Annotated in this window: 23 protein-coding genes; 2 read left to right on the top strand and 21 right to left on the bottom strand. The window is 65.3% G+C overall.

The window, feature by feature from the left end; genetic code table 11:
* Positions 1–57: 57 nt before the first annotated feature.
* From BDOA9_RS18020 to BDOA9_RS17980, 9 genes are all read right to left on the bottom strand, one after another.
* Positions 58–354 carry a HypC/HybG/HupF family hydrogenase formation chaperone gene (locus tag BDOA9_RS18020; RefSeq protein ID WP_025035358.1) on the bottom strand — a complete coding sequence of 99 codons (297 nt, stop codon included), beginning with the start codon at positions 352–354 and terminating at the stop codon, positions 58–60.
* Between the two features lie 28 nt (positions 355–382).
* Positions 383–961, bottom strand: coding sequence for a HyaD/HybD family hydrogenase maturation endopeptidase (locus tag BDOA9_RS18015; protein WP_025035357.1), 579 nt, complete (start codon positions 959–961; stop codon positions 383–385).
* A gap of 16 nt (positions 962–977) precedes the next feature.
* On the bottom strand, positions 978–1,721 hold the full coding sequence (gene cybH / locus BDOA9_RS18010) for a Ni/Fe-hydrogenase, b-type cytochrome subunit (protein ID WP_025035356.1): 744 nt from the start codon (positions 1,719–1,721) through the stop codon (positions 978–980).
* A gap of 9 nt (positions 1,722–1,730) precedes the next feature.
* A complete protein-coding gene (locus tag BDOA9_RS18005) occupies positions 1,731–3,521 on the bottom strand; it encodes a nickel-dependent hydrogenase large subunit (RefSeq protein WP_025035355.1) in 1,791 nt (596 codons plus the stop codon).
* A 29-nt stretch (positions 3,522–3,550) separates the two neighbouring features.
* Positions 3,551–4,642 (bottom strand): hydrogenase small subunit, encoded by a 1,092-nt coding sequence (locus BDOA9_RS18000; RefSeq protein WP_025035354.1) that lies wholly within the window; start codon positions 4,640–4,642, stop codon positions 3,551–3,553.
* A gap of 196 nt (positions 4,643–4,838) precedes the next feature.
* Complete coding sequence (locus tag BDOA9_RS17995; RefSeq protein ID WP_025035353.1) at positions 4,839–6,278, bottom strand: nickel-dependent hydrogenase large subunit; 1,440 nt, start codon at positions 6,276–6,278, stop codon at positions 4,839–4,841.
* Positions 6,275–7,291: a HupU protein gene (locus BDOA9_RS17990; RefSeq protein ID WP_025035352.1), complete on the bottom strand. Its 1,017-nt coding sequence runs from the start codon at positions 7,289–7,291 to the stop codon at positions 6,275–6,277. Before BDOA9_RS17990 ends, BDOA9_RS17995 begins: the two co-directional genes overlap by 4 nt.
* 68 nt (positions 7,292–7,359) lie before the next feature.
* Positions 7,360–8,673: a DUF3422 domain-containing protein gene (locus BDOA9_RS17985; RefSeq protein ID WP_025035351.1), complete on the bottom strand. Its 1,314-nt coding sequence runs from the start codon at positions 8,671–8,673 to the stop codon at positions 7,360–7,362.
* A 113-nt stretch (positions 8,674–8,786) separates the two neighbouring features.
* Entirely contained in the window at positions 8,787–10,835 is a 2,049-nt protein-coding gene (locus BDOA9_RS17980; RefSeq protein ID WP_192859579.1) for a methyl-accepting chemotaxis protein, read from the bottom strand.
* Between the two features lie 435 nt (positions 10,836–11,270).
* Between BDOA9_RS17980 and cybH (BDOA9_RS17975) the strand changes: the two genes are divergently transcribed.
* Positions 11,271–11,987 (top strand): Ni/Fe-hydrogenase, b-type cytochrome subunit, encoded by a 717-nt coding sequence (gene cybH, locus BDOA9_RS17975; protein WP_445291824.1) that lies wholly within the window; start codon positions 11,271–11,273, stop codon positions 11,985–11,987.
* Positions 11,988–11,989: 2 nt separating this feature from the next.
* On the opposite strand, the gene BDOA9_RS17970 is transcribed toward cybH (BDOA9_RS17975), so the two are convergent.
* Positions 11,990–14,302 carry a TonB-dependent receptor gene (locus tag BDOA9_RS17970; RefSeq protein ID WP_025035348.1) on the bottom strand — a complete coding sequence of 771 codons (2,313 nt, stop codon included), beginning with the start codon at positions 14,300–14,302 and terminating at the stop codon, positions 11,990–11,992.
* Positions 14,283–15,362, bottom strand: a complete 1,080-nt coding sequence (locus tag BDOA9_RS17965; protein ID WP_025035347.1) for a HoxN/HupN/NixA family nickel/cobalt transporter — start codon at positions 15,360–15,362, stop codon at positions 14,283–14,285. The genes BDOA9_RS17970 and BDOA9_RS17965 overlap by 20 nt, the downstream gene beginning before the upstream one ends.
* 324 nt (positions 15,363–15,686) lie before the next feature.
* Between BDOA9_RS17965 and BDOA9_RS17960 the strand changes: the two genes are divergently transcribed.
* On the top strand, positions 15,687–15,890 hold the full coding sequence (locus BDOA9_RS17960) for a hypothetical protein (RefSeq protein ID WP_025035346.1): 204 nt from the start codon (positions 15,687–15,689) through the stop codon (positions 15,888–15,890).
* Positions 15,891–15,916: 26 nt separating this feature from the next.
* On the opposite strand, the gene BDOA9_RS17955 is transcribed toward BDOA9_RS17960, so the two are convergent.
* The 10 genes from BDOA9_RS17955 to BDOA9_RS17910 all read right to left on the bottom strand — a co-directional run bounded on the left by BDOA9_RS17955 (position 15,917) and on the right by BDOA9_RS17910 (position 25,100).
* The gene (locus BDOA9_RS17955; RefSeq protein ID WP_025035345.1) at positions 15,917–16,918 is read right to left on the bottom strand and encodes a formate dehydrogenase subunit gamma; all 1,002 of its coding nucleotides are present in this window, start codon (positions 16,916–16,918) and stop codon (positions 15,917–15,919) included.
* 40 nt (positions 16,919–16,958) lie between these two features.
* Positions 16,959–17,555: a formate dehydrogenase FDH3 subunit beta gene (fdh3B, locus tag BDOA9_RS17950; protein ID WP_025035344.1), complete on the bottom strand. Its 597-nt coding sequence runs from the start codon at positions 17,553–17,555 to the stop codon at positions 16,959–16,961.
* Between the two features lie 13 nt (positions 17,556–17,568).
* On the bottom strand, positions 17,569–20,511 hold the full coding sequence (locus BDOA9_RS17945; RefSeq protein WP_025035343.1) for a formate dehydrogenase subunit alpha: 2,943 nt from the start codon (positions 20,509–20,511) through the stop codon (positions 17,569–17,571).
* 14 nt (positions 20,512–20,525) lie between these two features.
* Positions 20,526–20,735: a twin-arginine translocation signal domain-containing protein gene (locus BDOA9_RS17940; protein ID WP_025035342.1), complete on the bottom strand. Its 210-nt coding sequence runs from the start codon at positions 20,733–20,735 to the stop codon at positions 20,526–20,528.
* Between the two features lie 29 nt (positions 20,736–20,764).
* Positions 20,765–21,544, bottom strand: a complete 780-nt coding sequence (locus tag BDOA9_RS17935) for a molecular chaperone TorD family protein (RefSeq protein ID WP_025035341.1) — start codon at positions 21,542–21,544, stop codon at positions 20,765–20,767.
* Between the two features lie 128 nt (positions 21,545–21,672).
* Positions 21,673–22,284 carry a DUF3306 domain-containing protein gene (locus BDOA9_RS17930; RefSeq protein WP_025035340.1) on the bottom strand — a complete coding sequence of 204 codons (612 nt, stop codon included), beginning with the start codon at positions 22,282–22,284 and terminating at the stop codon, positions 21,673–21,675.
* Positions 22,281–22,796: a DUF3305 domain-containing protein gene (locus tag BDOA9_RS17925; protein ID WP_025035339.1), complete on the bottom strand. Its 516-nt coding sequence runs from the start codon at positions 22,794–22,796 to the stop codon at positions 22,281–22,283. Before BDOA9_RS17925 ends, BDOA9_RS17930 begins: the two co-directional genes overlap by 4 nt.
* Positions 22,793–23,800, bottom strand: a complete 1,008-nt coding sequence (locus tag BDOA9_RS17920) for a DUF6352 family protein (protein WP_025035338.1) — start codon at positions 23,798–23,800, stop codon at positions 22,793–22,795. Before BDOA9_RS17920 ends, BDOA9_RS17925 begins: the two co-directional genes overlap by 4 nt.
* Positions 23,797–24,336, bottom strand: coding sequence for a DUF6505 family protein (locus BDOA9_RS17915; protein ID WP_025035337.1), 540 nt, complete (start codon positions 24,334–24,336; stop codon positions 23,797–23,799). The genes BDOA9_RS17920 and BDOA9_RS17915 overlap by 4 nt, the downstream gene beginning before the upstream one ends.
* Entirely contained in the window at positions 24,333–25,100 is a 768-nt protein-coding gene (locus BDOA9_RS17910) for a biotin/lipoate--protein ligase family protein (RefSeq protein ID WP_152033343.1), read from the bottom strand. Before BDOA9_RS17910 ends, BDOA9_RS17915 begins: the two co-directional genes overlap by 4 nt.
* Between the last annotated feature and the right edge of the window lie 132 nt (positions 25,101–25,232).

The raw sequence follows: 25,232 nt of genomic DNA, 5'->3' as shown, positions 1-25,232 counted from the left end.
GCACCGCGCAAGCCGATCCCGCGGCGGAGCACGGTCATCGCAGTGCCGGAGGCTCGCTTACTCGGAGCGAAGGTGTGGGGGCAGTTGCGGCTCACGGTCGATCAGGTCCGCGAAGAAGCGGTCGCAATCCTCGCCCTCGAGCGCAGCGCCGAGGCCGTCGATGGCCGCGCCGATCAAGCGCGCCTCGTTCTCATCCAGAAGCCGGATGGCGCTATCGATGTAGACGAGCACGTGAGCGCCGACCGGCGGATTGGACAGCAGCAGCACCGAGACGCGGCGCTGTTCGCCGCGAAATTCGCACAGCGCCGACATCCCGTCGGTCTCGACAATCGTCATCGGCAGGCCGAGGCACATCGCGCGTTCTCCAGAAGGCCGGTGCCGGTCAGGCCGGCCGCATCTCGTAATTGAGATGATCGATGTCGTTGGCGAGCAACCGCTCGGACGCGACCATGGGTTCGCTGCGCTGCCGTACCTCGATGCCCCAATCGGCCAGGATCTCGCAGGCGAGATTGATCGCGGGCGCGATCTGGTCGCGCACCGGCTGCGTCAGCGGTCCGCCCCAGTCTTCGAGGTCGAGCGGCTGGCAGCCGATCAGCACGAGATGCTCAGGGCAGCGGCCGAGCAAATCGGCCGCGCTGATCACCTCCTGGAAACCGGTCTGGTGCAGGCTCATCTTCTTGGCGCCGGTGAAGCGCGGCACCTCGTCGTCGCGCACCAGCTTCAGCTGGCCAGGCTCCAGGCCATAATCGATGGCGTCGAACACGATCAGGCGATCGGCGTCCTCCAGATAGTTCACGAGGTAGAGACCCTGCGTGCCGCCGTCGAGAATGGTGACGTTGTCGGGCACGGCGTAGCGGCGGTGGAACTCTTCCACCACGCGCACGCCAAAGCCTTCGTCGGCCCACAGGATGTTGCCGATGCCGAGCACCAGGATGCGGTCGTCTTGCGGAGATGTCAGCATCGATCGCGTTCCCGTCTCAGTCGCGGAATTGCCGCTCGCCGGAGACCATCGAGGAGATGATGCTCTGGCGCGACATGATGTCCTCGCGGATCGCGGCGTAGATGTGCACCAGCACGAACATCACCAGTGCCCACATGCCGAGATGGTGCCAGGTGTGCACGTCCTGGCTGTTCGGCCAGATCGCAAACACCCAGCCGAACAGCTTGTGCTGCCAGCTGTCGATCCCCATGCCCTCGGAATAGAGCGCAAAGCCGGTGACGATCATGAAGGCCACGAACAGGGTGAAGCCCGTGAACATCGCGGTCTGCGCCAGCGGATTGTGGCCGACATACATCTTCGGCTCGCGCTCCAGGAACGCGTACCAGCGGATCTCGTGCAGGACCTCCTTCCAGAACTGCCCGCGATGCACGGGAATGTAGAAGATCTGCCGGGAGTGATGATTGCCGACGAAGGCCCACAGAATACGCGTCAGGAAGAAGACCGCGAGCACCTGTCCCGCGGCGAAATGGGCGAAGCGGATATAGCCCATCACGAAGTGGTCGGACGCTTCGCCCGCGACCGTCGGCAGCGGCGATGCGATGAAATAGCCTGTCACCATCAGCACGAGAATCGAGAACGCGTTCACCCAGTGGCAGATCCGCACCGGCGCTTCGTAGACGTAGACGGTGGGCCGGCCCACCGCACGTTCTCCGGCAGCGTCGGCGGCGATCGCGGAGAGGTCCGGCCTTCCGTCCGAACCGGGAGCAATGGCATCCATCATGGCCGCCTCCTACCTGACCTTGACCTTGGCGAGTTCCTGACCGTCAGGACTCATGACGTGCGTCGAACAGGCGAGGCACGGATCGAAGGAATGGATCGTGCGCAGGATCTCCAGGGGCTGCTCGGGATTGACCATCGGCGTGTTCATCAAGGACGCCTCGAAGGCGCCGATGTTGCCCTTGGGATCCCGCGGCGAGCCGTTCCAGGTGGTCGGCACCACGCACTGGTAATTGTCGATCTTGGTATCCTTGATCCTGATCCAGTGCGCGAGCGCGCCGCGGGGCGCCTCGGTGAAACCAACGCCCTTGGCCTCCTTGGGCCAGCTCTCCGGCTTCCATTTGTCCACATTGGCGGTGGAAGAGTCGCCCGACTTGATGTTGGCGACCAGCTTGTCCTGGAAGTAGCGCATCTGGCGACCGGCCCAGACGGATTCAAGCGCGCGCGCGGCGGTGCGGCCGAGCGTCGAGAACAGCGCCGAGGTCGGCAGGTTCAGATCCTTCAGGAACTTGTCGACGGGATCCTTGAACTCCGCCTTGTTCTGCGCGTATCCGACGACCCAGCGCGCCAGGGGACCGACCTCCATGGCGTGTCCCTTCCAGCGCGGCGCCTTGATCCAGGAATATTTGCCGGCCTCGTCGAGCTGCTCGATCGCGGTCTTGGTCCCCTTCGCATTGGCGCCCAGCACGTAGTTCGGCTCGGTGACGCCGTCCCAGGGATGCAGGCCCTTGGTCTCGTCGGGATATTTGTACCAGGAGTGCACCACGAACTCCTGGATCTCGTCGGGGTTGGCGAGATCGACCGGAAACACTTCCGAGAGATTGCCCTTGATGATGGCTCCGCGCGGCAGCTTCAGACTCTTGGCGGAATAGTCGTTGGCGTGTTCGGGCACGTCGCCATAGGCGAGCACGCTCTTGCCGGAGAGGCCGCCGCCATAGAGCCAGTCCTTGTAGAACGAGCCGATCGCCGCGACGTCGGGCAGATAGACCTGCTCATTGAACTGGATCAGCTGATCGATGATCGAGGAGATCAGGTTCAGCCGCTCCATGTTGATGGCGCCGACGGCACCCGTGCCGTCGACATTGATCGGACAGGGCACGCCGCCGACCAGCCAGTTCGGATGCGGGTTCTTGCCGCCGAAGATGGTGTGGATCTTGACGATCTCCTTCTGGAAATCGAGCGCTTCGAGATAATGCGCGACCGCCATCAGGTTGGCCTCGGGCGGCAGCTTGTAGGCCTTGCTGCCCCAATAGCCGTTCTTGAACGGTCCCAATTGGCCGGATTCGACAAACTTCTTCAGCCGGGTCTGCAAATCCTTGAAGTAGCCCGGCGAGGACAGCGGCCAGCTCGAGATCGACTGCGCCAGCGTCGAGGTCGCGCGCGGATCGGCCGAGAGCGCGGAGACCACGTCGACCCAATCGAGCGCATGCAGATGATAGAAGTGGACGACGTGGTCGTGCACCTGCAAGGCAAGCTGCATCAGATTGCGGATCGAATTGGCGTTCTCCGGAATGGTGATTCCGAGCGCGTTCTCCACCGCGCGCACCGAGGTCAGCGCGTGCGTTCCGGTGCAGACGCCGCAGATCCGTTCGGTGAATGCCCAGGCGTCGCGCGGATCGCGGTTCTTCAGGATCACCTCGATGCCGCGCCACATCGTGCCGGTCGAGACCGCGTTGCGGATGACGTTGTCGGAATCGACGTTGACCTCAACCCGCATGTGTCCCTCGATGCGGGTCACGGGATCGACGACGATGCGCTTGCCGGAATTGTCGAGATTGAAGCCGTTGGGAGTCTGGATGCCCATGATTGCTCTGCCCTGGTCTGTCGCTTTGATCAGCTGTTGTGGTCGGCGTCTTCGCGCTTCGACGCGAGCCGCTTGACCGCCGTCACCGCCGCGTGCGCAGCCACCGCGGCGCCGACGGCGCCGGCCGCCACCATGCCGATCTGATCGGCATTCTTCTCGATGCCGAACTGCTTGATGTTGGTGAGGCGATCGTAGAACGAGCCCTTGTCCCAGAAGCCGTCCTCCGAGCAGCCGATGCAGCCGTGGCCCGACTGGATCGGGAACGAGACGCCGCCGTTCCAGCGCACGGTCGAGCAGGCGTTGTAGGTGGTCGGGCCCTTGCAGCCCATCTTGTAGAGGCAATAGCCCTTGCGCGCGGCTTCGTCGTCCCACTCCTCGACGAACTGGCCTGCGTCGAAATGCGGGCGCCGGTAGCACTTGTCGTGAATGCGCTGCGAGTAGAACATCTTCGGACGACCCTGACGGTCGAGCTCGGGCAGCTTGCCGAATGTCGTGATGAAGGTGACGACGCCGGTCATCACCTCGGCGATCGGGGGGCATCCCGGCACCTTGATGATCGGCTTGCCGGTGATGACCTTGTCGATCGGCGTCGCCTGGGTCGGATTAGGCTTGGCCGCCTGCACGCAGCCCCAGGACGCGCAGGCCCCCCAGGCGATGATCGCCATGGCATCCTCGGCCATCATCTTCAGCTTCTCGACGAACGGCTTGCCGCCGTCGATGCAGAACATGCCACCTTCGTTCAGCGGCGGATTGCCCTCCACTGCGAGGATGTACTGGCCTTTGTGCTTGGCGCGGGTCTCCTCGAGAATGGCCTCGGCCTGATGGCCCGCGGCCGCCATGATGGTATCGTCGTAGTCGAGCGAGATCATCGACAGCACCGCATCCTTCACCAGCGGATGGGCGGACCGGATGAAGCTCTCCGAGCAGCAGGTGCATTCGAGCCCGTGCATCCAGATGACGGGCACGCGCGGCTTGGTCTCGAGCGCGTTCGCGATGCGGCTCGCCGCCAGGGGGCCGAGCCCGAGGCTCGTCGCCGTCAGGCTGCAGAATTTGTGAAAGCTTCGACGCGTGATCCCTTGCCGCCTGATCACGCTGTAAAACGTCTCCGTCGCCGCGCCCATATGTCCTCCCGCCTCGGCTTTGACTTTTCGATGACGCCAAAGACAGCAAGAAGCAGGCCAACGATCTGGAGTGATTCAAAAGTAGAGAGATTCCAAAACCTTGGGGGTTGAACTGCTCAACGTACTGCGACGCGGCGGTGCTGAAAGCAGGAGAAGCGGAAACAATTCGATTTGCACTCGGCAACGAAGTTTCCGCCTAGTGCGCGGTGCACACCATGCAGGGATCGAACGAACGCACGATGTGCTGGATCGCGACCGCGCGCGCGCCGGCTTCGCCGACATCGGTGCCGACAAGCGCCTGCTCCAGGGGGCCACCGACGTCGCAAGAATCGCGCGGCGAGAAATTCCAGGTGGTTGGTGCAATGATCTGGTAGCGCTCGATCTTGCCGTTCCGCACCGCCAGCCAGTGCCCGAGACTGCCGCGCGCGGCCTCGACCAGCCCGACATAGCTGCCGTTCGGGGTCTCGCGCGAGTCGCGACAGAACGGCTCCGACAGCCGCAGCGCGCGCGTCCACTGCTCCATTGCGAGCGCGATGCGCGCGGTCTCGATCAGCCGTGCGATCACGCGGTTGCGCACATTGGTGCCGCTGACCGAGACCAGGTCGGCAATCAGCGACTGCCCTGCAACGGTCTGGCGCGCGACGGCGCCGACCTCGATCGGCTGCCCCGAGAGCCGCGGCGCCTTGCACCAGCTGTAGGCAGCCGGCTTATCGGGATCCGGGACCGTGCTGCTGTGGGCGGGGTCGACGGAGGACTCCCGCATCCAGGCGTGAGAGACGTCTTCGGTAATCTGGGCCAACGGCAGCGGCTCGATCGCAGCGCGCGGGCCGAACAGGCCGCGCGGAAACAGCTCGCCGTCGGGACCATGATAGGCGCCGTAGCTCATCATCAAGCCCGTCCCCTTGCCGAGCCCGGCGAGCGCGAGGCTATCGGCAAGCCGCAGGAAATGGGCGAAATCGCCGCCACGGCCGTCGCGCCAGCGATCGAGCTCGTCCGCAGTCGCGATCGCCAGCACATTCTCCAGCGCATCCGCAAAAACGATCCGCTCGAGAAAGCTTCGGAACGCCGTCGCGATGGAGAGCAGCCGGACGCGCTCGCCGAGATCGATGGCACGCGTGGTGCCGCCGGGCTGGAAGGCGAGGCTGTGCGGCCATTTTCCGGCGATGATGCCCATGGTCTCGAGCAGCCGCGCCCGCGCCGGCAGGGCGTCCCGTGCCGCGCTGCCGCGCGTCGCGGCAAAGCGCTCGCGGGTCGCCGCGTGCCAGCCATGCACGGCATAGGCCTCGCGGGCGAAGTCCGGCATGAAGAAGATATAGAAATGGGTCAGATGGTCGGCCGCATTCTCCGCAGCATGCGCGATGTTGGTCGCAAGCAGCCCGTTCGGCGCAGCCTCGATGCCCATCGCCTCGCGCAGCGCGGCGGCCGCGGCAACCGATTGCGAGACCGAGCAGATGCCGCAGATCCGCGGCGCCAGCGCCAGCGCATCGAGCGGCGGCCGCCCTTCCAGGATCTGCTCGAAGCCACGGTAGAGCGGTGCCGTCACTTCGGCACGCACCACGCGCCCGCTCTCGACGTCGAGACGGACTTCGAGATCGCCCTCGACACGGTTGAACGGACCGATCGTGATCCGTGTCATGGCGTTCGCTTGGCCCCGGCGCTGCCGGGCGGCACCACGACGTGGTCGGCCGTTGCGTTCAACCGCACGCGCCGCGGCGTCGCGGACTTCGACAACGCCGCGAGCGCGACGAACCAGGCCTTCGGCATGTCGGTGGGCAGGCCGACCGGGATGCCCGCGAGCTTGGCGGTCTCGAGGAAGTTCTGCGCGCCTTCGAAACCCGGCGACGTGCAGGCGATGCAGGCATAGCCGCCCTTGGTGCACGAGCCGCCGCCGTTCCATGAGCGCTGGTTGCAATCGCCCACGGCCTGCGTTGCCTTGCAGCCGAGATGCTCCATCAGGCAGCCGCGCTCCGACATGGTCTCGGCGCTCGCCTTGAACTCGTAGAATTCGTTGCGCGAGCAGCCGTGATGGGCCAGATGGTTGGCGATGAATTTCGGCCGCCCGTATCCGTCGAGGTCGATTGCTGCAATGTCCTTGGTGGTCAGTGCCAGAATGGTTTCCATCATCCAGCCCGGATGCGGTGCGCAACCCGCGACGTTGATGACGGGCAGACCGAGCCGCGAGCGGAACGCCGCGCCCAGCGCGCCGCCACTATCGGATCCCTCGAACTGCAGGCCGACGGCATCGGTCGGGTTGGCGCCGGCGGCTGGAACGCCACCATAGGCCGCGCAGCTTCCGACCGCGATCACGTAATCGGCGCGCGGTGCCAGATCGAGCATCCAGCTGTAGACGGAGCGGTTGGTGCCCGCGAGCATGTTGAAGCGGCCGGTGTCGTTCGGTCCCCTCGCGACCGAGCCCTCCAGCAGAAGCAGGTCGAGCCGCACCTTGCCGTCGAGCACCGATTGCAGGACCTCGACCGCCTCCTCGCCCGTCTCCTCGCTGACGGACGGATGCCAGAGCAGGTTGACACCGAACTGCCGGAGCTCGTCGAACCAGCCCGAGGCGCCGCTCTCGAGGATCGACATGGTGCATCCGCCGCAACTGGCACCCTGCAGCCAGAGCACGTTGGTCATTCCGTCGGATCGGTCCATCTCATGTCTCCCGGTCGCCCCCAGCTTCAACCGCTCGCCTGCGAAGCGCAAGGGGCTCGTTGCCGGCCTCAGTCGTGAGCGCCCGGCATTTCGTCGTGTTTCAAGTGCCGTCTGCGGATATTGCGGGTAACGAGCCAGATCACGGCCACGGCCACCGGCACGAAGATCGCGGTCGCCAGCGAAGGCTCGACATGCAGTCCGCTGTCATGGGCGCCCTTGGCGAGATAGCCGAACAGGCTGACGACGTAGTAGCCGATCGCCGCCACCGACAAGCCTTCGACGGTGCTCTGCAGCCGCAATTGCAGCCTTGTGCGCTCGTTCATCGAGTGCAGCAGATCGCGATTCTGCTCCTCGAGCTCGACGTCGACGCGCGTGCGCAACAGATCGGCCGCGCGCGCGAGCTTGATCGACAGAGTGGCTTGCCGGTCCTCCGTCGTGGCGCAGGTGCGCATGGCCGGTGCCATGCGGCGGGCAAGGAACGAGGACCAGGTCGGATATCCCGCGATCTCGCCGCCTTCGATCACGGCCAGACGCGCCTGCACGATCTCGTAATAGGCGCGGCTCGCGCCGAAACGAAACAGGCTGCCGGCAGCGCCTCTCTCGAGCGTAGCCGCCAGTGCGGTCAGCTCGTTCAAGAGATGGTTGTTCAGCTTGAGATCCTCGGCGCGCTGCATCTCCTCGAGCACTTCGACCAGCCGGCGGCCGATATGATCGACGGAAGGCGCGAGCTCGAGCGCGGCGGGCAGGCCGAGCAGCGCCAGCGTGCGGTAGGTCTCGATCTCCAGCACGCGCTGCACCAGCGCGCCGAGGCGGCCGGGCGACAGGCCGTCATTGCACACGAGAATGCGGACGAAGCCCTGCTCGTCGGTGCGGAAGTCGGATGCAACGACCGCGGGCCCGCTGCGGACCGCGGCCATGGCGAGGCTGGCTCGCTCGAAAAGCTGCTGGGCACGCTCAAGCGCGGACGAGGTCTGCTCGACCTCGAGCTTGACTGCGACCAGCAACTGGCCGGCCTGGTGCAAAGACCGGATCAGCGCCGCAGCCTCGTCGCCGATCTCGCCGAACTGCCGCGCGGACGGGCCTTCCAGAATCCAGGTGAAGGTGGCGAATTCCGAGTGTTGCTCCCAGCGCAGCTGGGTCGTGCCGATCGTGACCTGATGATGCTTGGCCGCGGCATCCGGCGGCGCCTGCCCGTGCGACGTGCAGAACGCCACGAACCTCTCGCGATCGGCCGCCGCAATCTCGCCCTGGCTCAGAAAGGCAAAACGCAGCACCGTGAGCGGCGCGATGAGCCGGGTGAAGGGACGGGCATGCACCTCGGCCAGCACCGCACCACGCTGCGGATGCAATTCGAAGTCGGCGAGATCGAGGTCATTCTTCATCCGACGTCCCTTGGTAGCGCTTTCAGACGGCGATGTCCCGCACGCCTCGCCGTTCACTACCACGACACGCCCCTGCTGTTGCAATCACCCCTTTGCAGGATACGACCGCCACCTCAGGCCGCCGCGACGTTGGCCATGAAGCTGTCGAGCTCGAGGCGCAGGCGCTGGCTGGCCTCGGTCAGGCCGCGGGCCGATTGCAGCACGGCGGAAGCCGCAGCGCCGGTCTCGGTCGCTTCGCGATTGACCTGCTCGAGGTTGGTCGAGACCTGGCCAGTGCCGGCGGCCGCATGCTGGGCGTTACGCGCAATTTCCTGCGTGGTCGCGGTCTGCTGATCGACGGCGGAGGCGATCGAGCCCGAGATCGAGGAGATCTCGCCGATCGTGCCGGCGATGGTCTTGATCGCGGCGATCGATTCACCCGTCGCCTGCTGCATGCCCTGGATGTGCGCGCCGATCTCGTCCGTGGCGCGTGCCGTCTGGCTCGCGAGCGACTTCACCTCGGATGCGACAACCGCAAAGCCGCGCCCGGCCTCGCCGGCGCGTGCGGCTTCTATGGTGGCGTTGAGGGCCAAGAGATTGGTCTGCTCCGCCACCGCGGTGATCAGCTTGACGACGTCGCCGATGCGATGCGAGGCCTCGGACAATGCGGCGATGCGTGCATCGGTGTCGCGCGCCTGTTGCACCGCGCTTTCCGAGATGACGTTGGAGCTGCGCACCTGCGAGCGGATCTCGTTGATCGAGAGCGACAGCTCCTCCGCGGCGGATGCGACCGACTGGATGCTGCCGGCCGACTCCCTGGACGCGCCGACCACTGCATTGGTCAGCTCCCCGGTCGCCTCCGCATTTCGCGACAGCGACGAGGCGGCGGCCTCCAGTTGCCGGGCCGAGGTCGAGATATCGTTGACGATGTCGCCGACTGCCGCCTCGAACGTGCCGGCAAACCGGCTCAGCTCGGAGCGACGCAACTCCGCGGCCGACCTGCTACGCTCCTCGATCTCGGCGGCCTCCCGCTCGGTACGCTCGATCGCCTGGCGCTTGAACAGCTCCACCGCACCAGCCATCCGGCCAACCTCGTCGCGGCGGCCGAGGCCCGGCAGCACGATCTCGTGCCGCCCCCTGGCGAGCTCCATCATCGCGCCGCACATCACGATCACGGGCCGTGCAATGCCGCGTCCGATCGCGAAGGACAGAACGAGGCCGATGGCGATCGACGCCAGCGCCAGCATCACCACCACGGACTGACCGCTGGCGATCTGCTCCGAGGTCTTCTTCTCGGCCTCGGCCTGCTCGGCCAGCGCAACGCGCTTGAGCGAGCTCGCCGCGCCCGACAGGTTGTGCCGCAGCTTCCACATGCCGTCGACGAGACGATCGGTCTCCTGTGCGGATTCGACCACGCGCGAAACATGCTCGCCATACACGACAAGGCGGTCGGAGAGCGTCTTCTCGCCGACGGCATCGAGCGACCGCAGCGCACCGCCTTCGACAAGGCGCTTCATTGCCGCGAGCCGGTGCGTGGCGCCCTGCACTGTCGCGGCATTGTGCCGTTTCAACTCGGCCATCACGAGCAGATCGATGACCTCGAAACGATCGAGCAGGCCGCCGGTCGCATCCGCATCGCCGCGCAGCACCCTCGCATCCGTCAAAGCCGCCTTGATGGCTCGCGCCTGCTCCGCCAGCATCGCACCGGAACGGTCGATCTCCGAGCGCAGCGCCAACACCTTGTTAAAGGCGTTGGTATAGGCGCGATAGGCCTCAAAAAGCTCGTTGATCGATTGCTGCCAGCTCAAGGTCGATGTTTCGGATTTGGCCACGGTCATGGTCCGCTCGAGCTGTCGCCTCGCCTCCTCGGCGGCAGCCTCTGCTTCCCTGGTGCCGGCGATGGCGAAATAGCGCGCATTGCTCTGATAGGCGGACAGGGAGCTGTCGATCTCGCGCGCATAGCCGGATTCCGACATGCTGACCCGGTAGATGCCGAATCCGTCGAGGATCTTCTCGTAGCCGAGCCAGGCGCCGGCCATGGTGACGGCCGACAGCAGCAGCACGACGGCAAAGCCGATCATGATCTTGGCTCGGATCGATATGTTGGCGAAGACCGGCTCGCTCTTCGGAAGGCTCATGGCGGCGGCATTCATCCGTCCATGGCCGTGAAACAGGCCCGACATCGAGTGCCCGTCCCGGGCAAGAACACGTGTGATGAAGTTCGGATTCATTTGGCAAAAACCGTTCTCGAAAGCTCGCAATGGCGCGACGATGCGGCCTCTCCCCTAATCATCGGTAAACCGAAACCTGCTGCTCCGCAGCGAATGAAGCCGCGAACGCGACGATATCGATCGTGCTCGCGCGCAACAATTGGCAGAACGCCTGCCCGCGCGGAAAAAAAGAGCGAGCAGTTTCAAGCAGTGTCTGAGAGGTGAATTTCCATCGCGAGACAAAGCTTGTTTCCAACGCGTCGCATCATGCGCCGCATCACGCGCTGCAAGAAATTTTTTCGCTGCGGGGATTTTGCAGAGGACCGCGCGCGATACTGTCGGAAGGGTCAGCCGATTCGTTTGTTGCTGCGTCGGATCGCTTGGGGGCAGGAGCAATCGATGACTGAGATGACCGAGATTCCCGGCACGCTCGATGCGGTCGGCGCCGTCGGGACCAATCGCCAATCGATCTATGTGTACGAAGCGCCGGTGCGGATCTGGCACTGGCTGAACGCCGCCCTCATCACGACGCTCGTGATATCAGGCTATCTGATCGCCTCACCGTTGCCGTCTATGCCGGGCGAGGCCTCCAACTGGTACACGATGGGTTACATCCGCTTCATCCATTTCGCCTCGGGGCAGGTGCTGGCGGTGGCCTTCCTTTATCGCGTGTACTGGGCGTTCGTCGGCAACGGTTACGCGCGGCAACTCTTCGCGCTGCCGTTCTACAACCGGATCTGGCGCTGGGGCCTGCTCTACGAGCTGCGCTGGTATCTCTTCCTGGTGCGCTACCCGAAAAAGTATATCGGCCACAACCCACTCGCCAACGTCGCGATGTTCCTGTTCGTCATGGCAATGGTCGGAATGATCTTGACCGGATTCGCGCTCTATGGAGAAGGCGCGGGCATCGACAGTCTCTGGTATCGGCTGTTCGGCTGGGTTTTCAGCATCTTTCCGAACAGCCAGGACGTTCACACGCTGCATCATCTCGGCATGTGGTTCATCGTCGTGTTCGTCATCCTGCACATCTACGCGGCGCTGCGTGAGGACATCATGTCCCGCCAGAGCATGCTATCCGCCATCATCACCGGCGAACGGACTTTTCGCGATTCGCGGCCCGACTGAGGTTAGAAGCTCGCTGCAATGCTGACCCGAAAGGCCATCGGCTCGACCGGGTGCAACACATAGTCCATGACGCCGTTCCGGCAGACGGCGGCCGGGGCGGCATTGGCTGCGCAGAGATTGTAGAGCGTGTCCGTCTTCAAGAGCGAGCCGTAGGCATAGGTGATCTGGTCCGCCTTGCTGTTGAAGAGATTGAGCACGTCGAACTGGATGCGCCAGCCGTTCTCGGCGCGGTAGCCGATCCGTGCGTTGACGATGCCGGTCGGCCGCGAGCGGAACGCATTGTCCTCCGTCAGCGGGCGTGAGCCGATGTAGCGCCAGCGCGCGCTGCCGAACCAGCCGGTCTTCTCGCCGAGCGTTATTCCGGCCGATGCCACCATTGCCGGGGCGTTGGGAATGTAGTTGCCGGGTGCATTGCCGATCTGTGCCTCGGGATAGCCGGCGAGCGAGGCATAGACCGCGGCCTGCTCGTCGTCATGGCCGCGGAAGCGCGCATGCGTCATTGCGAGATCGGCATCGATGTCGATCCAGGACCGCGGCCGGTAATGGTTGGTCCACTCGAAGCCGTAGCGGCGGCTGGCGCGGGTTGCCGACGTATCGCCGGCATCGCCGGAGAACAGGATCTCGGAATCCTGGTCCAGGATGAAGAGGCTGAGAGAGCTGTCGAGGCCGGGAACGATCCCGCTGCGAACACCGATCTCCGCGCCTCTGGTGCGCACCAGGAGCGGCGACGGCGTCAGCCGTGTCGCGGGATCGGCGGGATCTTCCGTCGTGGTCGCGCCGCGGGCATCGTTGGAGTGCATGCCGTAGCCGGCACCGAGGAAGAATTCGGTCTGGTTGAACGGACCAAGCACCATCCTGAATTTCGGGCTGCCGAGCGCGGCGTCAGTGCGGCCGGAATTTGCGGCGTTGAACAGAGAAGTGACGTCGGCGGCGTAATAATCGCCGCGCCAGCCCAATGTCGTCCTGAGCCAGTCGGTCCAGCGCACCGTGTTTTCGGCATAGACCCCGACGCTGCCCTCGCCGACCTTGTCGCTGCGGATATTGCCGATGAAGCCGCGCTGGAACGTGTTGGTGAGCGCGAGGTCGACCGCATCATAGCGCGATTGCAGACCGAAGGTGGTCTGCATCGGCAGGCCGGCAAGGGAGCCGTTCAGCGTGCGCGAGACGTTGGCGCCCGCCATCACGCGGTCGTCGTGCTGGTGGAATTGGTCGCCGAGCACCGGATCGTCGAGGACGTAGGTGAAATTGTTGAAGAGGTCGAGCTGGCTCTTCACCAGATAGGCGTTGGCTTTCCACGCCCCCGCGTCATCGGTCTGCGCGATGCGCCCGGACAGCGCAAAACGGTTGGCATGGCCGCCGTCGCTCGGATCTTCCGAACCGTGGCGGCCGAGCAGGCCGCCCGTGATGGCGCGCTGCGGCACCTGGTCGGTCGAATTCCATTTGTTGACGTAGGCCATGCCGGTGACGGATGCGCCGTCGGTCGCGGTACCCTGGCTGTAGCGTACGAGGCCGTTGAGCTTTCGCACATTGTCCGGATTGTCCCAGGGGCCGTCGTAGGTGCCGATCTCGCCGGCCACCAGGATTGAACCGTCGCCGACCTTCGCGGAATCCATGCCGAGCAGACGGCGGTAACCGAAGCTGCCGGCGCTCGCCTGCGCCAGCCTCCGGGTGCTGTCGATCAGGCCGATGTGAACGCTTCCGACCGAGGCGAAGTCGCCTTCGTCGGCGAAGTAAGGTCCCTTGCGCACGTCCATTGCGGCGATGGTCTCCGGGATCAGCCAGTTGAGATCGGCATAGCCCTGGCCGTGGGCGTGGGTGCGCATGTTGACGGGGACGCCGTCGACGATGATCGCCAGATCGGTCCCGTGGTCGAGATTGTAACCGCGCAGGAAATACTGGTTGGCTTTGCCTTCGCCGGAATGCTGCGTCACGATCAGACCCGGCACGGCCTCGAGCACCTCGCCCGGCCGCGTGAAAGGGCGCGCGTTGATCTCCTCGCCGGAAACGGTGATCTCGCTGGCCATGCCGGCTGCAGCCTTTGCACCCGAGCCGGCACTGCGCGGATCCGCCGCCTGCATCGTTGCGGGAGCCACGAAGATGCGGCGGCCGGCCGCGGTCGGTCTGCCGATACGGCGCGATGCGACCGGCATCTTGCGCCCGGGCGCGGCGCCGCCACTGACCTCGATCGGCGGCAGCTCGCGTGAGGCGCTATTGCTCTGTGCAAAGGCGCGGCCGTCATCCGCGAGCAGCGCCAAGACCGAAAGTGCCGTCAAAGCGCCGCCGCGACGACCGGGCTCAGGCCGCCTCGGTCGCATCGGCACATTCCAAAACTTTCGTGCCGGCGCGGCGACGGCCATTCGCGAACATGCGGCGATAGAGCACGACCGAGACGAGCCATGCGGCCGCGAACAGCGCGATCACGACGAAGCCGACATTGGCAAGCGATTCGTTGAGATCCTCGACCAGCGCCCATGCGCCGCCGGAGAGGCCGAGCCGGTCGCTGATCAGGCCGAGCGCCTCGATCCCGCCGATGAACAGCGCGACCGCCACGGAGGCGCCGGTGATCGTGAGATTGTACCAGAGCTTGCGCAAGGGATCGACGAAGGCCCAGCGATAGGCGCTCACCATCAGCGCGGAATCGGCCGTGTCGACCAGCGCCATGCCGGCAGCGAACAGCGCGGGGAAAACCAGCACATCGGCGAGCGAGGCGCCGCGCGCGGCTTCGCTGGCGGAGATGCTGAGCAGGCTGATCTCCGTCGCAGTGTCGAAGCCGAGGCCGAACAGGAAGCCGAGCGGGTACATGTGCCAGGGCTTCGTCACCAGGCGGAACATCGGGCCGAGCAGCCGCGCCAGCACGCCGCGGCTGGCAAGCAGCGCATCAAGTTGCGCAGCATCGTGAACGCCCTGCTCCCGCGCCGCGCGAAACGTCCGCCACAAGCCGGCGAAAATGACGAGATTGATCGCGGCGACCGCGAGCAGGAACAGCGCCGAGACCGAGGTGCCGACGAGGCCTCCGACCTCCTTGAGCAGGCTGTCGCCGCCAAGGCTCACGACGCCCAGTGCCAGCAGCAAGGTCGCCACCACCACCACGGTGGAATGGCCGAGCGCGAAATAGAGGCCGACGCTGCGCGGCGTTTCACCCCCGTGCATCAGCTTGCGCACGACGTTGTCGATCGCGGCAATGTGGTCGGCGTCGACGGCGTGACGCAGGCCGAACACCCAGGCCAGCAAGGCGGTCGCCATCACCGTCGGCCGCTCGCCGAACAGCGTGAAGGCCCACGCCCATGCGGCGAGGTTGGCGGCGACGAGCCCGCCAAGCAGCACCGCCGTTCCGGGCTCGACCGCCCGCAAAGTCCGCACCGCTGCTCGTTCCATTCGCCCGCCTTTACAGTATGACGTTTACCAAAATCTCTCATACTGGCAAGAGCAAGAGCCGGACCAGTTTCGCGCCGGCGCCTGACGAGCCGGCGAAATGCGGGCCAAATGGCTGGCTTGATGGAAGAATTCCGTCTCAGCCGATCGCAGTGCCGGTGCGGGATGAGGCGCTTGCATTGGCAAGCAGATATCCACTTCGACGACGAAGTTGACGGTCGCCGGGGAGCCCGCAGGTGGAACCCATCGCTGTGAAGCGGCTCACATCGGGTTTGACGAGCCGGATGTATTCATCGTGGCGGGTGGAGATGGCAGACGGAGACGCGCATGAAACTCCTCATGCTCTCGCTTATTGCAGCCATGCTTCTCGCCGGTGCGGCCAACAGCGTGTTCAGGCCGCATGCAGTGCCTCATGTCGGGCAGCCCGGCATGGCGTCCATTCAAGACATGCAGACGGGAAAGGCCGACAAGCTTCCCGAGCAGGAGCTGCAGGACCGCTCCGTCTTGTTCGCGAAAGAGCCGGCCCGGTAGGCCGGCCCGGCCGCGCAAGAACCGCCCTACTCTGCCGCCGCGGGTGCGGGTTGCCGCGGCCCGTCGTTCGGTCCCGTTCGCGCCATCTGCTCGTCGAGCCAGAGGCTGTGGTGCTCGCGCGCCCAGTTGACGTCGACTTCGCCCGAGCCCATGGCCGCGAACGCACCTTCCATGCCGATGGTGCCGATATAGATGTGCCCGATCATCGCCGCGACGAACAGCACCCCCACGATCGAGTGAACGATCTGGGCCATTTGCATGCCCTCGATCCCGGTGCCGTAGAACGGGAACATCAGCGCGTAACCCGACGCTGCGACCAGTCCGCCGCCGATCACGACGATCCAGTAGATCATCTTCTGGCCGCCGTTGAAGCGATAGGCCGGCGGATGGTCATGTCCGATCAGTCCGCCGCCGCGCCTGGCCCATTCGATATCCACCTTGTTCGGGATATTGCCGCCGATCCACATCAGGAAGATCAGGACGACGCCGAGCGTGAACGGGAAGCTCAGATAATTGTGCGCGTACTTGGCCCATTGCGACCATTCCGAGAACGCCTCGAAACCGATCAGCGGCAGCAGGAGCGGCCGGCCGAACGTGATGTTCAGCCCGGAAATGGCCAGCACGATGAAACAGGTCGCCGTCAGCCAGTGCACGAAGCGCTCGAAGGCGTTGAAGCGCACGATGGTGCGGCCGGACCGTCCGGCTTCGAGGCGCACCATCCCCACCTTGAGATAGAAGATCACGATGGCCGCGATCATGCCGAGGATGGCGATGCCGCCGATCCAGCGCAGCGTCACGTTGCGGAAGTCCCGCCACTCCCGCCCCTGCGGCTGCTCGAGCACGCCGGAGCGCTGATCGGGAATGCTGACGCGGCCCTGGATCCGGTTGAGCTCCTGCAGGAGCTGCTGCTCCTTGACCGAGCTCGCGGTCGGATTGACCTGCTGAGCGCTCGCGGACGCCATGCTCACCAACAGAAGCAGCGCCCAGGCGCCCAGCGCCAGACGAATGAACCTTCCAAACGACGCCATCACGTCCTCCCCGGTCTTGCGCGCCCGTCGACTGCCCACGTCAGGACTCGATTGTCTCGCGATAGGCGGTCTTCCAGCCCCACGCACCCGAGCCATAGCCGCGCTTCATGACGCGCTCCTTGTAGATCTGCGCGATGATCTCGCCGTCGCCGGCGAGCAAGGACTTGGTCGAGCACATCTCGGCACACAGCGGCAGCTTGCCTTCGGCCAGCCGGTTCGCACCGTATTTCTCGTATTCCTCCTTGCTGCCGTCGGTCTCCGGGCCGCCGGCGCAATAGGTGCACTTGTCCATCTTGCCGCGCGAGCCGAAGTTTCCGACCTTCGGATATTGCGGCGCGCCGAACGGACAGGCGTAGAAGCAATAGCCGCAGCCGATGCAGAGGTCCTTGGAGTGCAGCACCACGGCATCGGCCGTGGTGTAGAAGCAGTTCACCGGACACACCGCCGCGCAGGGCGCGTCCGTGCAGTGCATGCAGGCCATCGAGATCGAGCGCTCGCCCGGCTTGCCGTCGTTGATGGTGACGACGCGCCGCCGGTTGATGCCCCAGGGCACCTCGTGCTCGTTCTTGCAGGCGGTGACGCAGGCGTTGCACTCGATGCAGCGATCAGCGTCGCAGAGAAATTTCATTCGAGCCATGTGCGTGCTCCTCTCAGGCTGCGACGATCTGACAAAGCGTGACCTTCGGCTCCTGCATGCCGGTTGCAGGATCGTAGCCGTAACTCGTGATCGTGTTGGCGCTCTCGCCAAGCACGATCGGATCGGTGCCGGCGGGATAGTTCTTCCGCAAATCGTTGCCGCCGAGCCAGCCGCCGAAATGGAACGGCATCCAGGCGACGCCCTTGCCGACGCGTTCGGTCACCAGCGCCTTCATCTTGGCCCGCGAGTTGTTCTCGGCGCCGCTCACCCAGACCCAGCCGCCGTCCTTGATGCCGCGATCGGCGGCGTCAGCCGGGCTGATCTCGATGAACATGTCCTGCTGCAATTCGGCAAGCCACGGATTGGTGCGGGTTTCCTCGCCGCCGCCTTCGTATTCGACCAGACGCCCGGAGGACAGGATCAGCGGGAACTGCTTGGCGATCCCCTTCTCCACCGCCGCCTTCTGCACCGAGAAGCCGATGTTGGGCAGGCGGAACTGCTTGGCGTCGGGCAAGGTCGGATATTTCTCGACGAGGTCGACGCGCGGCGTGTAGATCGGCTCGCGATGCACCGGGATCGGATCCGGCAGACCGAACGCGTTCATGCGCGCCTTGCCGTTGCCGAACGGCACGCAGCCGTGCTTCAGCGCGACGCGCTGAATGCCGCCGGAGAGGTCGAGCGCCCAGGACACCGCATCCGGATTGGCCGGGTTGACCCGCTGGATCGTCGCCATCTCGGCCTCGGTGAGATCCTTGTCCCAGCCGAGCTTCTTCAGGCTCGCCAGCGTGAACTCGGGATAGCCGTCCTCGATCTCCGAGCCCTTGGAGAAGGACTTGTCGGCGAGCAGGCTCACCTTGCGCGTCGTGCCGTCCGGCAGCTTCTCCTCGCGCTCGATGCCGAAGCGCGGACGGAATGCGCCGCCGCCGTCCATGACGTGCAGATTGTTGTTGTAGAGCAGCGGCGAGCCGGGATGCTTCACCTCGGGCGAGCCCCAGCACGGCCAGGGCAGGCCGTAATAATCGCCGCCGACTTCCGGATCGTCCTTGGGCGCGCGCATCGTCACCAGGTCGAACTTGTGCTGGTTCTTCATGTGCGCCTTGATGCGCTCCGGCGACTGACCGCAATAGCCAGTCGACCAGCTGCCACGGTTGATCTCGCGCAGCACGTCCTCGGCGACCGGGAGATTGTTCTCGACCTTGATGTTCTTGAACATCTTGTCGGCGAAGCCGAGCTTCTTCGCCATCAAATAGATGATCTCGAGGTCGTCCTTGGATTCGAAGATCGGCTTGACGATCTGCTCGCCCCACTGCATCGAGCGGTTGGAGGCGACGCGCGAACCCGTGCATTCGAACTGCGTCGCCACGGGCAGAATATAGACGCCGTCCTTGCGTCCGGCCTCGACGGCCAGAGACGCCCAGGTGGTCGGGTGCGGATCGGCGATCACCAGCAGCTCCAGCGCCTTCAGGCCCTTCAGCGATTCGGGAATGCGGGTGATGCTGTTGCTGGCGTGGCCTTGCACGAACACGGCCTTGACGTTGTCCTTCTGCGCGACGTCGGCCTTCGGCAACAGCGCGGCGTCGAACCAGCGCGTCAGCGGGATGCCTGGCGTCTCCATCTGCTTCTTCTCGTCGAAGCGGGAGACGAGATAGTCGTAGTCGACTTCCCAGACCCGGGACCAGTGCTTCCAGGCGCCTTCCGCGAGGCCGTAATAGAACGGCAAGGTCACGATATCGAGGCCGACATCGGTCGCGCCCTGCACGTTGTCATGGCCGCGCAGGATGTTGGCGCCGGCCCCGGCCTTGCCGATATTGCCCGTCATCAGCAGCGCGATGCAGCTCGCCCGCACGTTGGCGGTGCCGACGGTGTGCTGGGTCTGACCCATGCACCAGATGATGGTCGCGGGTTTGGCGGTGGCAAACGTCTTGGCGACGCGCTCGAGCTGCGCGGCGGGAACGCCGGTGACGCGCTCGACCTCCTGCGGATTCCATTTCTCGACCTCCTTGCGCAGGTCGTCGAAACCGTAGACGCGCGAGGCGATGAATTCCTTGTCTTCCCAGCCGTTCTTCAGGATGTGCCACATCATGCCGTAGAGCACGGGAATGTCGGTGCCGGGACGGATGCGGACATATTCGGTGGCATGCGCAGCGGTGCGGGTCAGGCGCGGATCGAAGACGATGAAGTTCGCCTTGTTGATCTCCTTGGATTCGAGCAGGTGCTGCATGCTGACGGGATGCGCTTCCGCCGCGTTGCTGCCGATGAACAGCATCGTCTTGGAGTTGCGCATGTCGTTGATGCTGTTCGTCATCGCGCCGTAGCCCCAGGTATTGGCGACGCCGGTGACGGTGGTGGAGTGGCAGATCCGCGCCTGGTGGTCGGTGTTGTTGGTGCCCCAGAACGCGCCGAACTTGCGGAACAAATAGGCCCCTTCGTTGGTCATCTTGGCCGAGCCGAGCCAATAGACGGAATCGCTGCCCGACTTCTCGCGAACCTGCAGCAGCTTGTCGCCGATCTCGTTTACCGCAATGTCCCACGACACGCGCGTCCACTGCCCGTTCACCAGCTTCATCGGATAGCGCAGGCGGCGATCGCTGTGCACGAGCTCGCGCACCGAGGCGCCCTTGGCGCAATGCGAGCCGCGGTTGATCGGCGAATCCCAGCTCGGCTCCTGCCCGATCCAGACCCCGTTGAGCACTTCCGCCGTCACCGTGCAGCCCACGGCACAATGCGTGCAGATGCTCTTCTTGACGGTGGCGCCGGCCGCGAGCGGGCCGGCTGCGGCCGCCTCCGCCTTGCGCACATTGCCGACCGGCATGGCCCCGAGCGCGGCGAGCGCGCCGCCGGCGAGGCCCGATTTACGCAGGAACGTGCGGCGATCAAGTCCTCCGCCCTGGCTCGCAAGCGAGTCGGCGACGGATCCGCGGCGATCGGAACGCTGGTGTGTTCGCTTGATAAGCACGGGCAGCCTCCCTGTCAGGCCGGATAACGGTTGACGCGGTAGAACGTCTTGACGTGATCGGATTCCTTGTAGCGCGCCTTGCGCTTCTCATCGTTGGTCTCGCTGTCGGCCTGGGCGGCCCCGACCAACGGCGTCGCAAGCGTCGCGCCGACGCCGGCCGTGCCCAAGCCGACCTTGCGCAGGAAATCGCGGCGTCCGACCTTTGCTTTCGTCTCGTTACTCATCGCATCTCTCCCGGACCGAGGCGCCTCGGTCAGCTGGCGAATGTGAATGCTTCCGTCTCGATTTCGATGAAAGTGCGGCCGAGCGCGCCGACCGCGCGATAGAAACGGGCATCCCCCGCGTTCTCCATGTCGGCGAACAGCCGCCCCATCCAGGGCGAAACATGCTTTTCGAAGAAGGCGCGCTGCGCCTCCGCCGAGGCGTCGAAGCGGCCCTCGGCGAGGCCCGACATGATCTCGCACAGGATGGCGGCGTGATCTTCGGGTTCGGAATTGTTGGCGATACGCTCGATGCCGAGCGTCATCAGGTCGCCGCGCAGGCGCGACAAGGGCCGTTCGTTGAGAAAGCCCGTGAGATAATAGGAGGCATAGGGCAGCAATTCGCCGCGGCCGAGCCCGACGAACAGGTCGAAATATTCCCGCTCGACTTTCGCCGGGACGGCGCTGGAGGCGGCCTCCGCAAGCGCCGCATGCGCGCGCCCGAGCGGCGTCGCGTCACCGCTGAGCGCGGCGAGTTGATCGAGCAGGCGCTTCGACGGAGGCGCAGACAGCAGCACCGCCAGCAGCGCGTATTCGCGCGCACGCGCCGCGTCGATGGGATCGACGAGCTCGGCGGAGCCGGCTTGCTCGCCGTAAAGATCGGGCCGCAGATCGTTCCGGGATACGCCGGTCGCCGTTTCGACCGCAATCACCCGTTGTGCGGGCACACGGGTCCAATTCGATACGGAGGGCTGGCTGATGCCTATTTTGCGTGCAAGCTGAGCGATGCCGCCTGCGGCATCGATCGCTCGATCAAGCCCGTCATCTCGCACGTGGACCTCCCATCCAAGTCCCGTCTGCTTGATTATCGCTTTTGTTACAAAGCAGTAGGTAGCGTAAACCGGGTTCCGGCAACGGTCAATCGCCTGCCATAGCCTGTCCCTATAGCCTTTGGTCGTGGTCAGCGCGGCAGAGCACCACCGTGCGTACGGAACCTGACCGGCTCCGCAGAATTCGCAGATCTTTCACCCACTGCCGGTTGCACCGCGGCAGCCATTGCCTGGCGCTCCGTCTCATCCGGCGCCTCGACCATATTGGCGGTCACCGGCCCATCGGCTCGCTGCAATTCTGCCGAGGAATTCGCTGGTTCGATCGATGCCTCGGCGAGAGACTGGGCCGCCTCCCGCACGCCGCCGACAATGCGATCGACCAGTGCTGCCAGTTCGTCCGAGGAGCAATCCAGCGGGCCAAAGCCCGGCATTGCCGTCGGATCGTTGAAGTCCCATGCATTCTCCGCAAGCCCGACGAAGTCGCGAATCGCGGGATCGGTCGCCCAAGCGCGGCGAAGAGCCGCACGGCTCAAGTCGCGAGGAATCCCCTTGGCGAGAAATGCTGTGATGTCGGTGGCAGCATTGATCTCGTCGATCGACGGCAGGCCCGACAGATCGAGCTCAGTCTCGTCCTCTTTGGTCTCGGACGGCGCCGTCGGCTGTGCCGGGGCAGGCTTTGCCGGCTCCGCTTGCGATTCGCGCTTGCGGCGGGACCAACGTGCAAGGAATTCCTCCTCACTCATTCCTGTCCGCCTTCATGTTCGCGCCGCGCCAGCGCCTCCGGGTCGGCACGGCGCCGCTTGCGCTTGACGAATTCCCGCTCGACATGGTGCTCGGCGATGAAGCTTTCAATCGCCTCGCGCAGCACCTCCGGCATCGGCACGGCCTCGACGAGGTTGTCGGCTGCCTCGGTGAAGCCTTCGCCCTCGGCGGGGTCGGCGGTCACCGCGGCGATGGCATAGGGCCAGGCGCCATCCGAGGGCGACAGCACGATCCAGACGCTCGGACTTCCCGAGGCGAGATTGTCGCGATAGCGCGCCGTCTCCGAGGGATAGAGATCGACGGACGCGCTTCCGGCATAGAACAGGGTCGTGCCGTCCTGCTCGCGAAGCACGGTCCAGGATTGCGTCGACGGCTCGTCCGGCAGGACGGCAATCCCGCGCCAGACGAAATCGACCCAAGGCGAATTGGCCTTGCGCCGCTCGACGACGACGCCGACGGCAATCGAGAGCGATGGCAATGCCGCAGGGCTCATGTCGCCATCTCCAGGTGCTTCACCGGCAGCCCCGTCAGCAGATTCTGCGGCTTCATCCGGAGCTTCTGATCCGCCGTCATCGACAGGATCAGGTAGACCGGCTCATCCCCGACATCGTCGAGGGCACGGGTGGAATCCGCAAACGTCAGGCGGAACAGCGCGAGCACACGAGCGGCGTCGCGCTCGCCGAGCTCTTCGCCGTGCCACAGACGATCACCGAGCCTCGTGGCATCGGCATCGAGCCCGACATACCAGGTGAGCTTTGCCTCGCGCAGCGCCCGTAGCGGCTCGATCACGACGTCGATGCCGAGCAGATGGGAGATCCAGCGCGTCATCGCCTGCGCCAGCGCTACAGGTCCGCGGCCGTCCGCGGTCAGGTCGAGGGCCATGTCGAACTGGTCGCTGCGGTGCCAATAGGCCCCGGCATTGTCCTCGCTCAACACCTCCACCACCGCATCGGTGGTGGCGCCGAGCATCGACATCAGCGAAAGCACCGGGGTCGGGCTCCGGCCGCCGACGACCTCCTCGTCTCCGAGCAACAGCGCCTGCTCATGCGGCAGGATGCGCTGGGTCCGGAAGAACAGTTCGGCCGCGCGCAGCACGAACGGGTCGTCGCAGCCATCGAGCGCGTTGCGCAGGATGACGTGCACGAGCTGGTTGACGAACAGCGGCGGCAGATCGTTCGCCCCCGAGCGCAGCCAGGCGAGATAAGCGGCTTCGAGCGTCGGATGCCGCAGCAGAAGATCGCGAAACGCCAGCACGAACTGCCAATTCTCCCGGGCATCTGGATCGAGGATCGCGGCGATCTCGCCGGCGCTGACCACCTGGCGCGGGTCGGCGAGCAAATCGCGGTGCAGCCGGCGTTCGACCGGGCATGCCTCGTCCGGCGGCATCAGCTCGGGGCGGGCAAAATAGGCTTTGAGAAACTCGTCGGTGACACGCAGCCCGCCGCCCTCGTCGCGATCGAGCAGGTGGTGACCACAGGCGATCCAGAAATCGTTCATCTGACGGTCGGCTCCCGGCGCAGATCCGCAAGCCTGAGATCGCCGTCCGGCTGCACGTCGTCCTCCATCTCCATGAACGAGAACGCCTTGCTGTGTCCTTGCCCCTCCCGGAGTTGCAGCCGGCGGAACGACTCGCGAACCTCACCGTCGCTCGACGTGCGGTGCACTGCAATCAGCGAGCTGATGGGATGGCTGCAGAGCGATTGCGCGAAAGCGACCTCCTCTTCCGCGGCCGTTTTCGCCGCCGCCATGTCCGGCGCACCGAAACGGTCGACCAATTGCCTCGCCAGCAGATCGACCAGGCCATGATAATCGTCTGCCGTCGCCGGAACGATCTGCGCCAGCGTCGACCAGCCCCAGGATTGCACCCCGAGGAAACCGCCGCGAAACGCCGCGCGGGCCTTGCCCTCGAGCTTCCCGCCGTCGCAATCCCAGAAGCGGAAGGCGCCGGAGACGGCCCATTCGCCCGGCTCCGCCGCCACGTCGAACACGAAGGTGTCGGAGGGATCGAGCGCGATGGTGCGCAGGAGCTTCACAGGCGCGGTCCTCCGAGGGCCGGATCGAGCCAGGACGGCGAAGCGAGCGCCCGGACGAGGTCGCTTCGTTCGGTCATATCCGTCCCGATGCGGCGCGTCAGCAGGTCGCCGCCATCGTCGATGCGCTGCACCGTCTGCCTTTCACGCGGCATCCGCGTGAGATAGTCGCGCGCGACACTGTCAAAGCCGTCGACCCGCCAGCCGTCCAGCGCCAGCATCAGGTGCCGGGCGAAGCTCTCCGTGATCTGCGCCGCGCCCGCTTCGCCAAAGCCTTCCTGGTCGAGCGCCGAGGCCAGCGGGTGGACGCCTGGATCGTCATCGTTCATGGCAACCGTCCGTATCATGGCGCCGAACACCAGCCAGGGCGGCGGCGCGTCCTCGTCCGCTCCGGACAGCCAGCCCAACCGTCCGCCGCCGACCAGTCCCCCGTCGATCCTGACCGCATCCGGCCAGCCGATCGTGATCGGCTTGCTCGGCGGCGCGTAGGCGCGAAGCGCGTCGGTCAGCGCGACCATGCCTGCGTAGAACGCGCGCCGCGCACTGCGCAACGGTTCGGCCGGCTCGAGCACCACGGCGAACTCGGCGAGGTCGAAGCGGCCGACATAGACGAGCGTTCCGGCGCCGCTCTCCGGTGCGATGCGGCATGCATGGGCAAAAGCGTCGCCGCTCTCGCGCAATCGCACCAATGTGAAGGGCGGCGGCAGGTGGATCGGTTCCGCCGCGGAAACATGGCTCACTGGGATCGACGGCAGACCGTCCTCCACTTTCCTTTTCTTCCCAATGGATAATGTCTATACGAGGCGAACGGCCGGCGCGAGTCCGTCGTCGGTCCGAATGGCGGAGGGTTTAACCTGGAGCAGCCGTCGAAGACCGTCCTGATCTGCTCGTGCGAAGAC

It is taken from the genome of Bradyrhizobium sp. DOA9, assembly GCF_000617845.2.
In the GTDB taxonomy this organism is placed as follows: Bacteria; Pseudomonadota; Alphaproteobacteria; order Rhizobiales; family Xanthobacteraceae; genus Bradyrhizobium.
Note: the sequence above shows the minus strand (reverse complement) of the source record. Positions and strands in the feature narration are given on the sequence as shown.

Coding starts and splice junctions, on each gene's coding strand:
- BDOA9_RS18020 (WP_025035358.1), bottom strand. CDS start 354: ATGTGCCTCGGCCTGCCGATGACGATTGTCGAGACCGACGGGATGTCG.
- BDOA9_RS18015 (WP_025035357.1), bottom strand. CDS start 961: ATGCTGACATCTCCGCAAGACGACCGCATCCTGGTGCTCGGCATCGGC.
- cybH (WP_025035356.1), bottom strand. CDS start 1,721: ATGATGGATGCCATTGCTCCCGGTTCGGACGGAAGGCCGGACCTCTCC.
- BDOA9_RS18005 (WP_025035355.1), bottom strand. CDS start 3,521: ATGGGCATCCAGACTCCCAACGGCTTCAATCTCGACAATTCCGGCAAG.
- BDOA9_RS18000 (WP_025035354.1), bottom strand. CDS start 4,642: ATGGGCGCGGCGACGGAGACGTTTTACAGCGTGATCAGGCGGCAAGGG.
- BDOA9_RS17995 (WP_025035353.1), bottom strand. CDS start 6,278: ATGACACGGATCACGATCGGTCCGTTCAACCGTGTCGAGGGCGATCTC.
- BDOA9_RS17990 (WP_025035352.1), bottom strand. CDS start 7,291: ATGGACCGATCCGACGGAATGACCAACGTGCTCTGGCTGCAGGGTGCC.
- BDOA9_RS17985 (WP_025035351.1), bottom strand. CDS start 8,673: ATGAAGAATGACCTCGATCTCGCCGACTTCGAATTGCATCCGCAGCGT.
- BDOA9_RS17980 (WP_192859579.1), bottom strand. CDS start 10,835: ATGTCGGGCCTGTTTCACGGCCATGGACGGATGAATGCCGCCGCCATG.
- cybH (WP_445291824.1), top strand. CDS start 11,271: ATGACCGAGATTCCCGGCACGCTCGATGCGGTCGGCGCCGTCGGGACC.
- BDOA9_RS17970 (WP_025035348.1), bottom strand. CDS start 14,302: ATGCGACCGAGGCGGCCTGAGCCCGGTCGTCGCGGCGGCGCTTTGACG.
- BDOA9_RS17965 (WP_025035347.1), bottom strand. CDS start 15,362: ATGGAACGAGCAGCGGTGCGGACTTTGCGGGCGGTCGAGCCCGGAACG.
- BDOA9_RS17960 (WP_025035346.1), top strand. CDS start 15,687: ATGAAACTCCTCATGCTCTCGCTTATTGCAGCCATGCTTCTCGCCGGT.
- BDOA9_RS17955 (WP_025035345.1), bottom strand. CDS start 16,918: ATGGCGTCGTTTGGAAGGTTCATTCGTCTGGCGCTGGGCGCCTGGGCG.
- fdh3B (WP_025035344.1), bottom strand. CDS start 17,555: ATGGCTCGAATGAAATTTCTCTGCGACGCTGATCGCTGCATCGAGTGC.
- BDOA9_RS17940 (WP_025035342.1), bottom strand. CDS start 20,735: ATGAGTAACGAGACGAAAGCAAAGGTCGGACGCCGCGATTTCCTGCGC.
- BDOA9_RS17930 (WP_025035340.1), bottom strand. CDS start 22,284: ATGAGTGAGGAGGAATTCCTTGCACGTTGGTCCCGCCGCAAGCGCGAA.
- BDOA9_RS17925 (WP_025035339.1), bottom strand. CDS start 22,796: ATGAGCCCTGCGGCATTGCCATCGCTCTCGATTGCCGTCGGCGTCGTC.
- BDOA9_RS17920 (WP_025035338.1), bottom strand. CDS start 23,800: ATGAACGATTTCTGGATCGCCTGTGGTCACCACCTGCTCGATCGCGAC.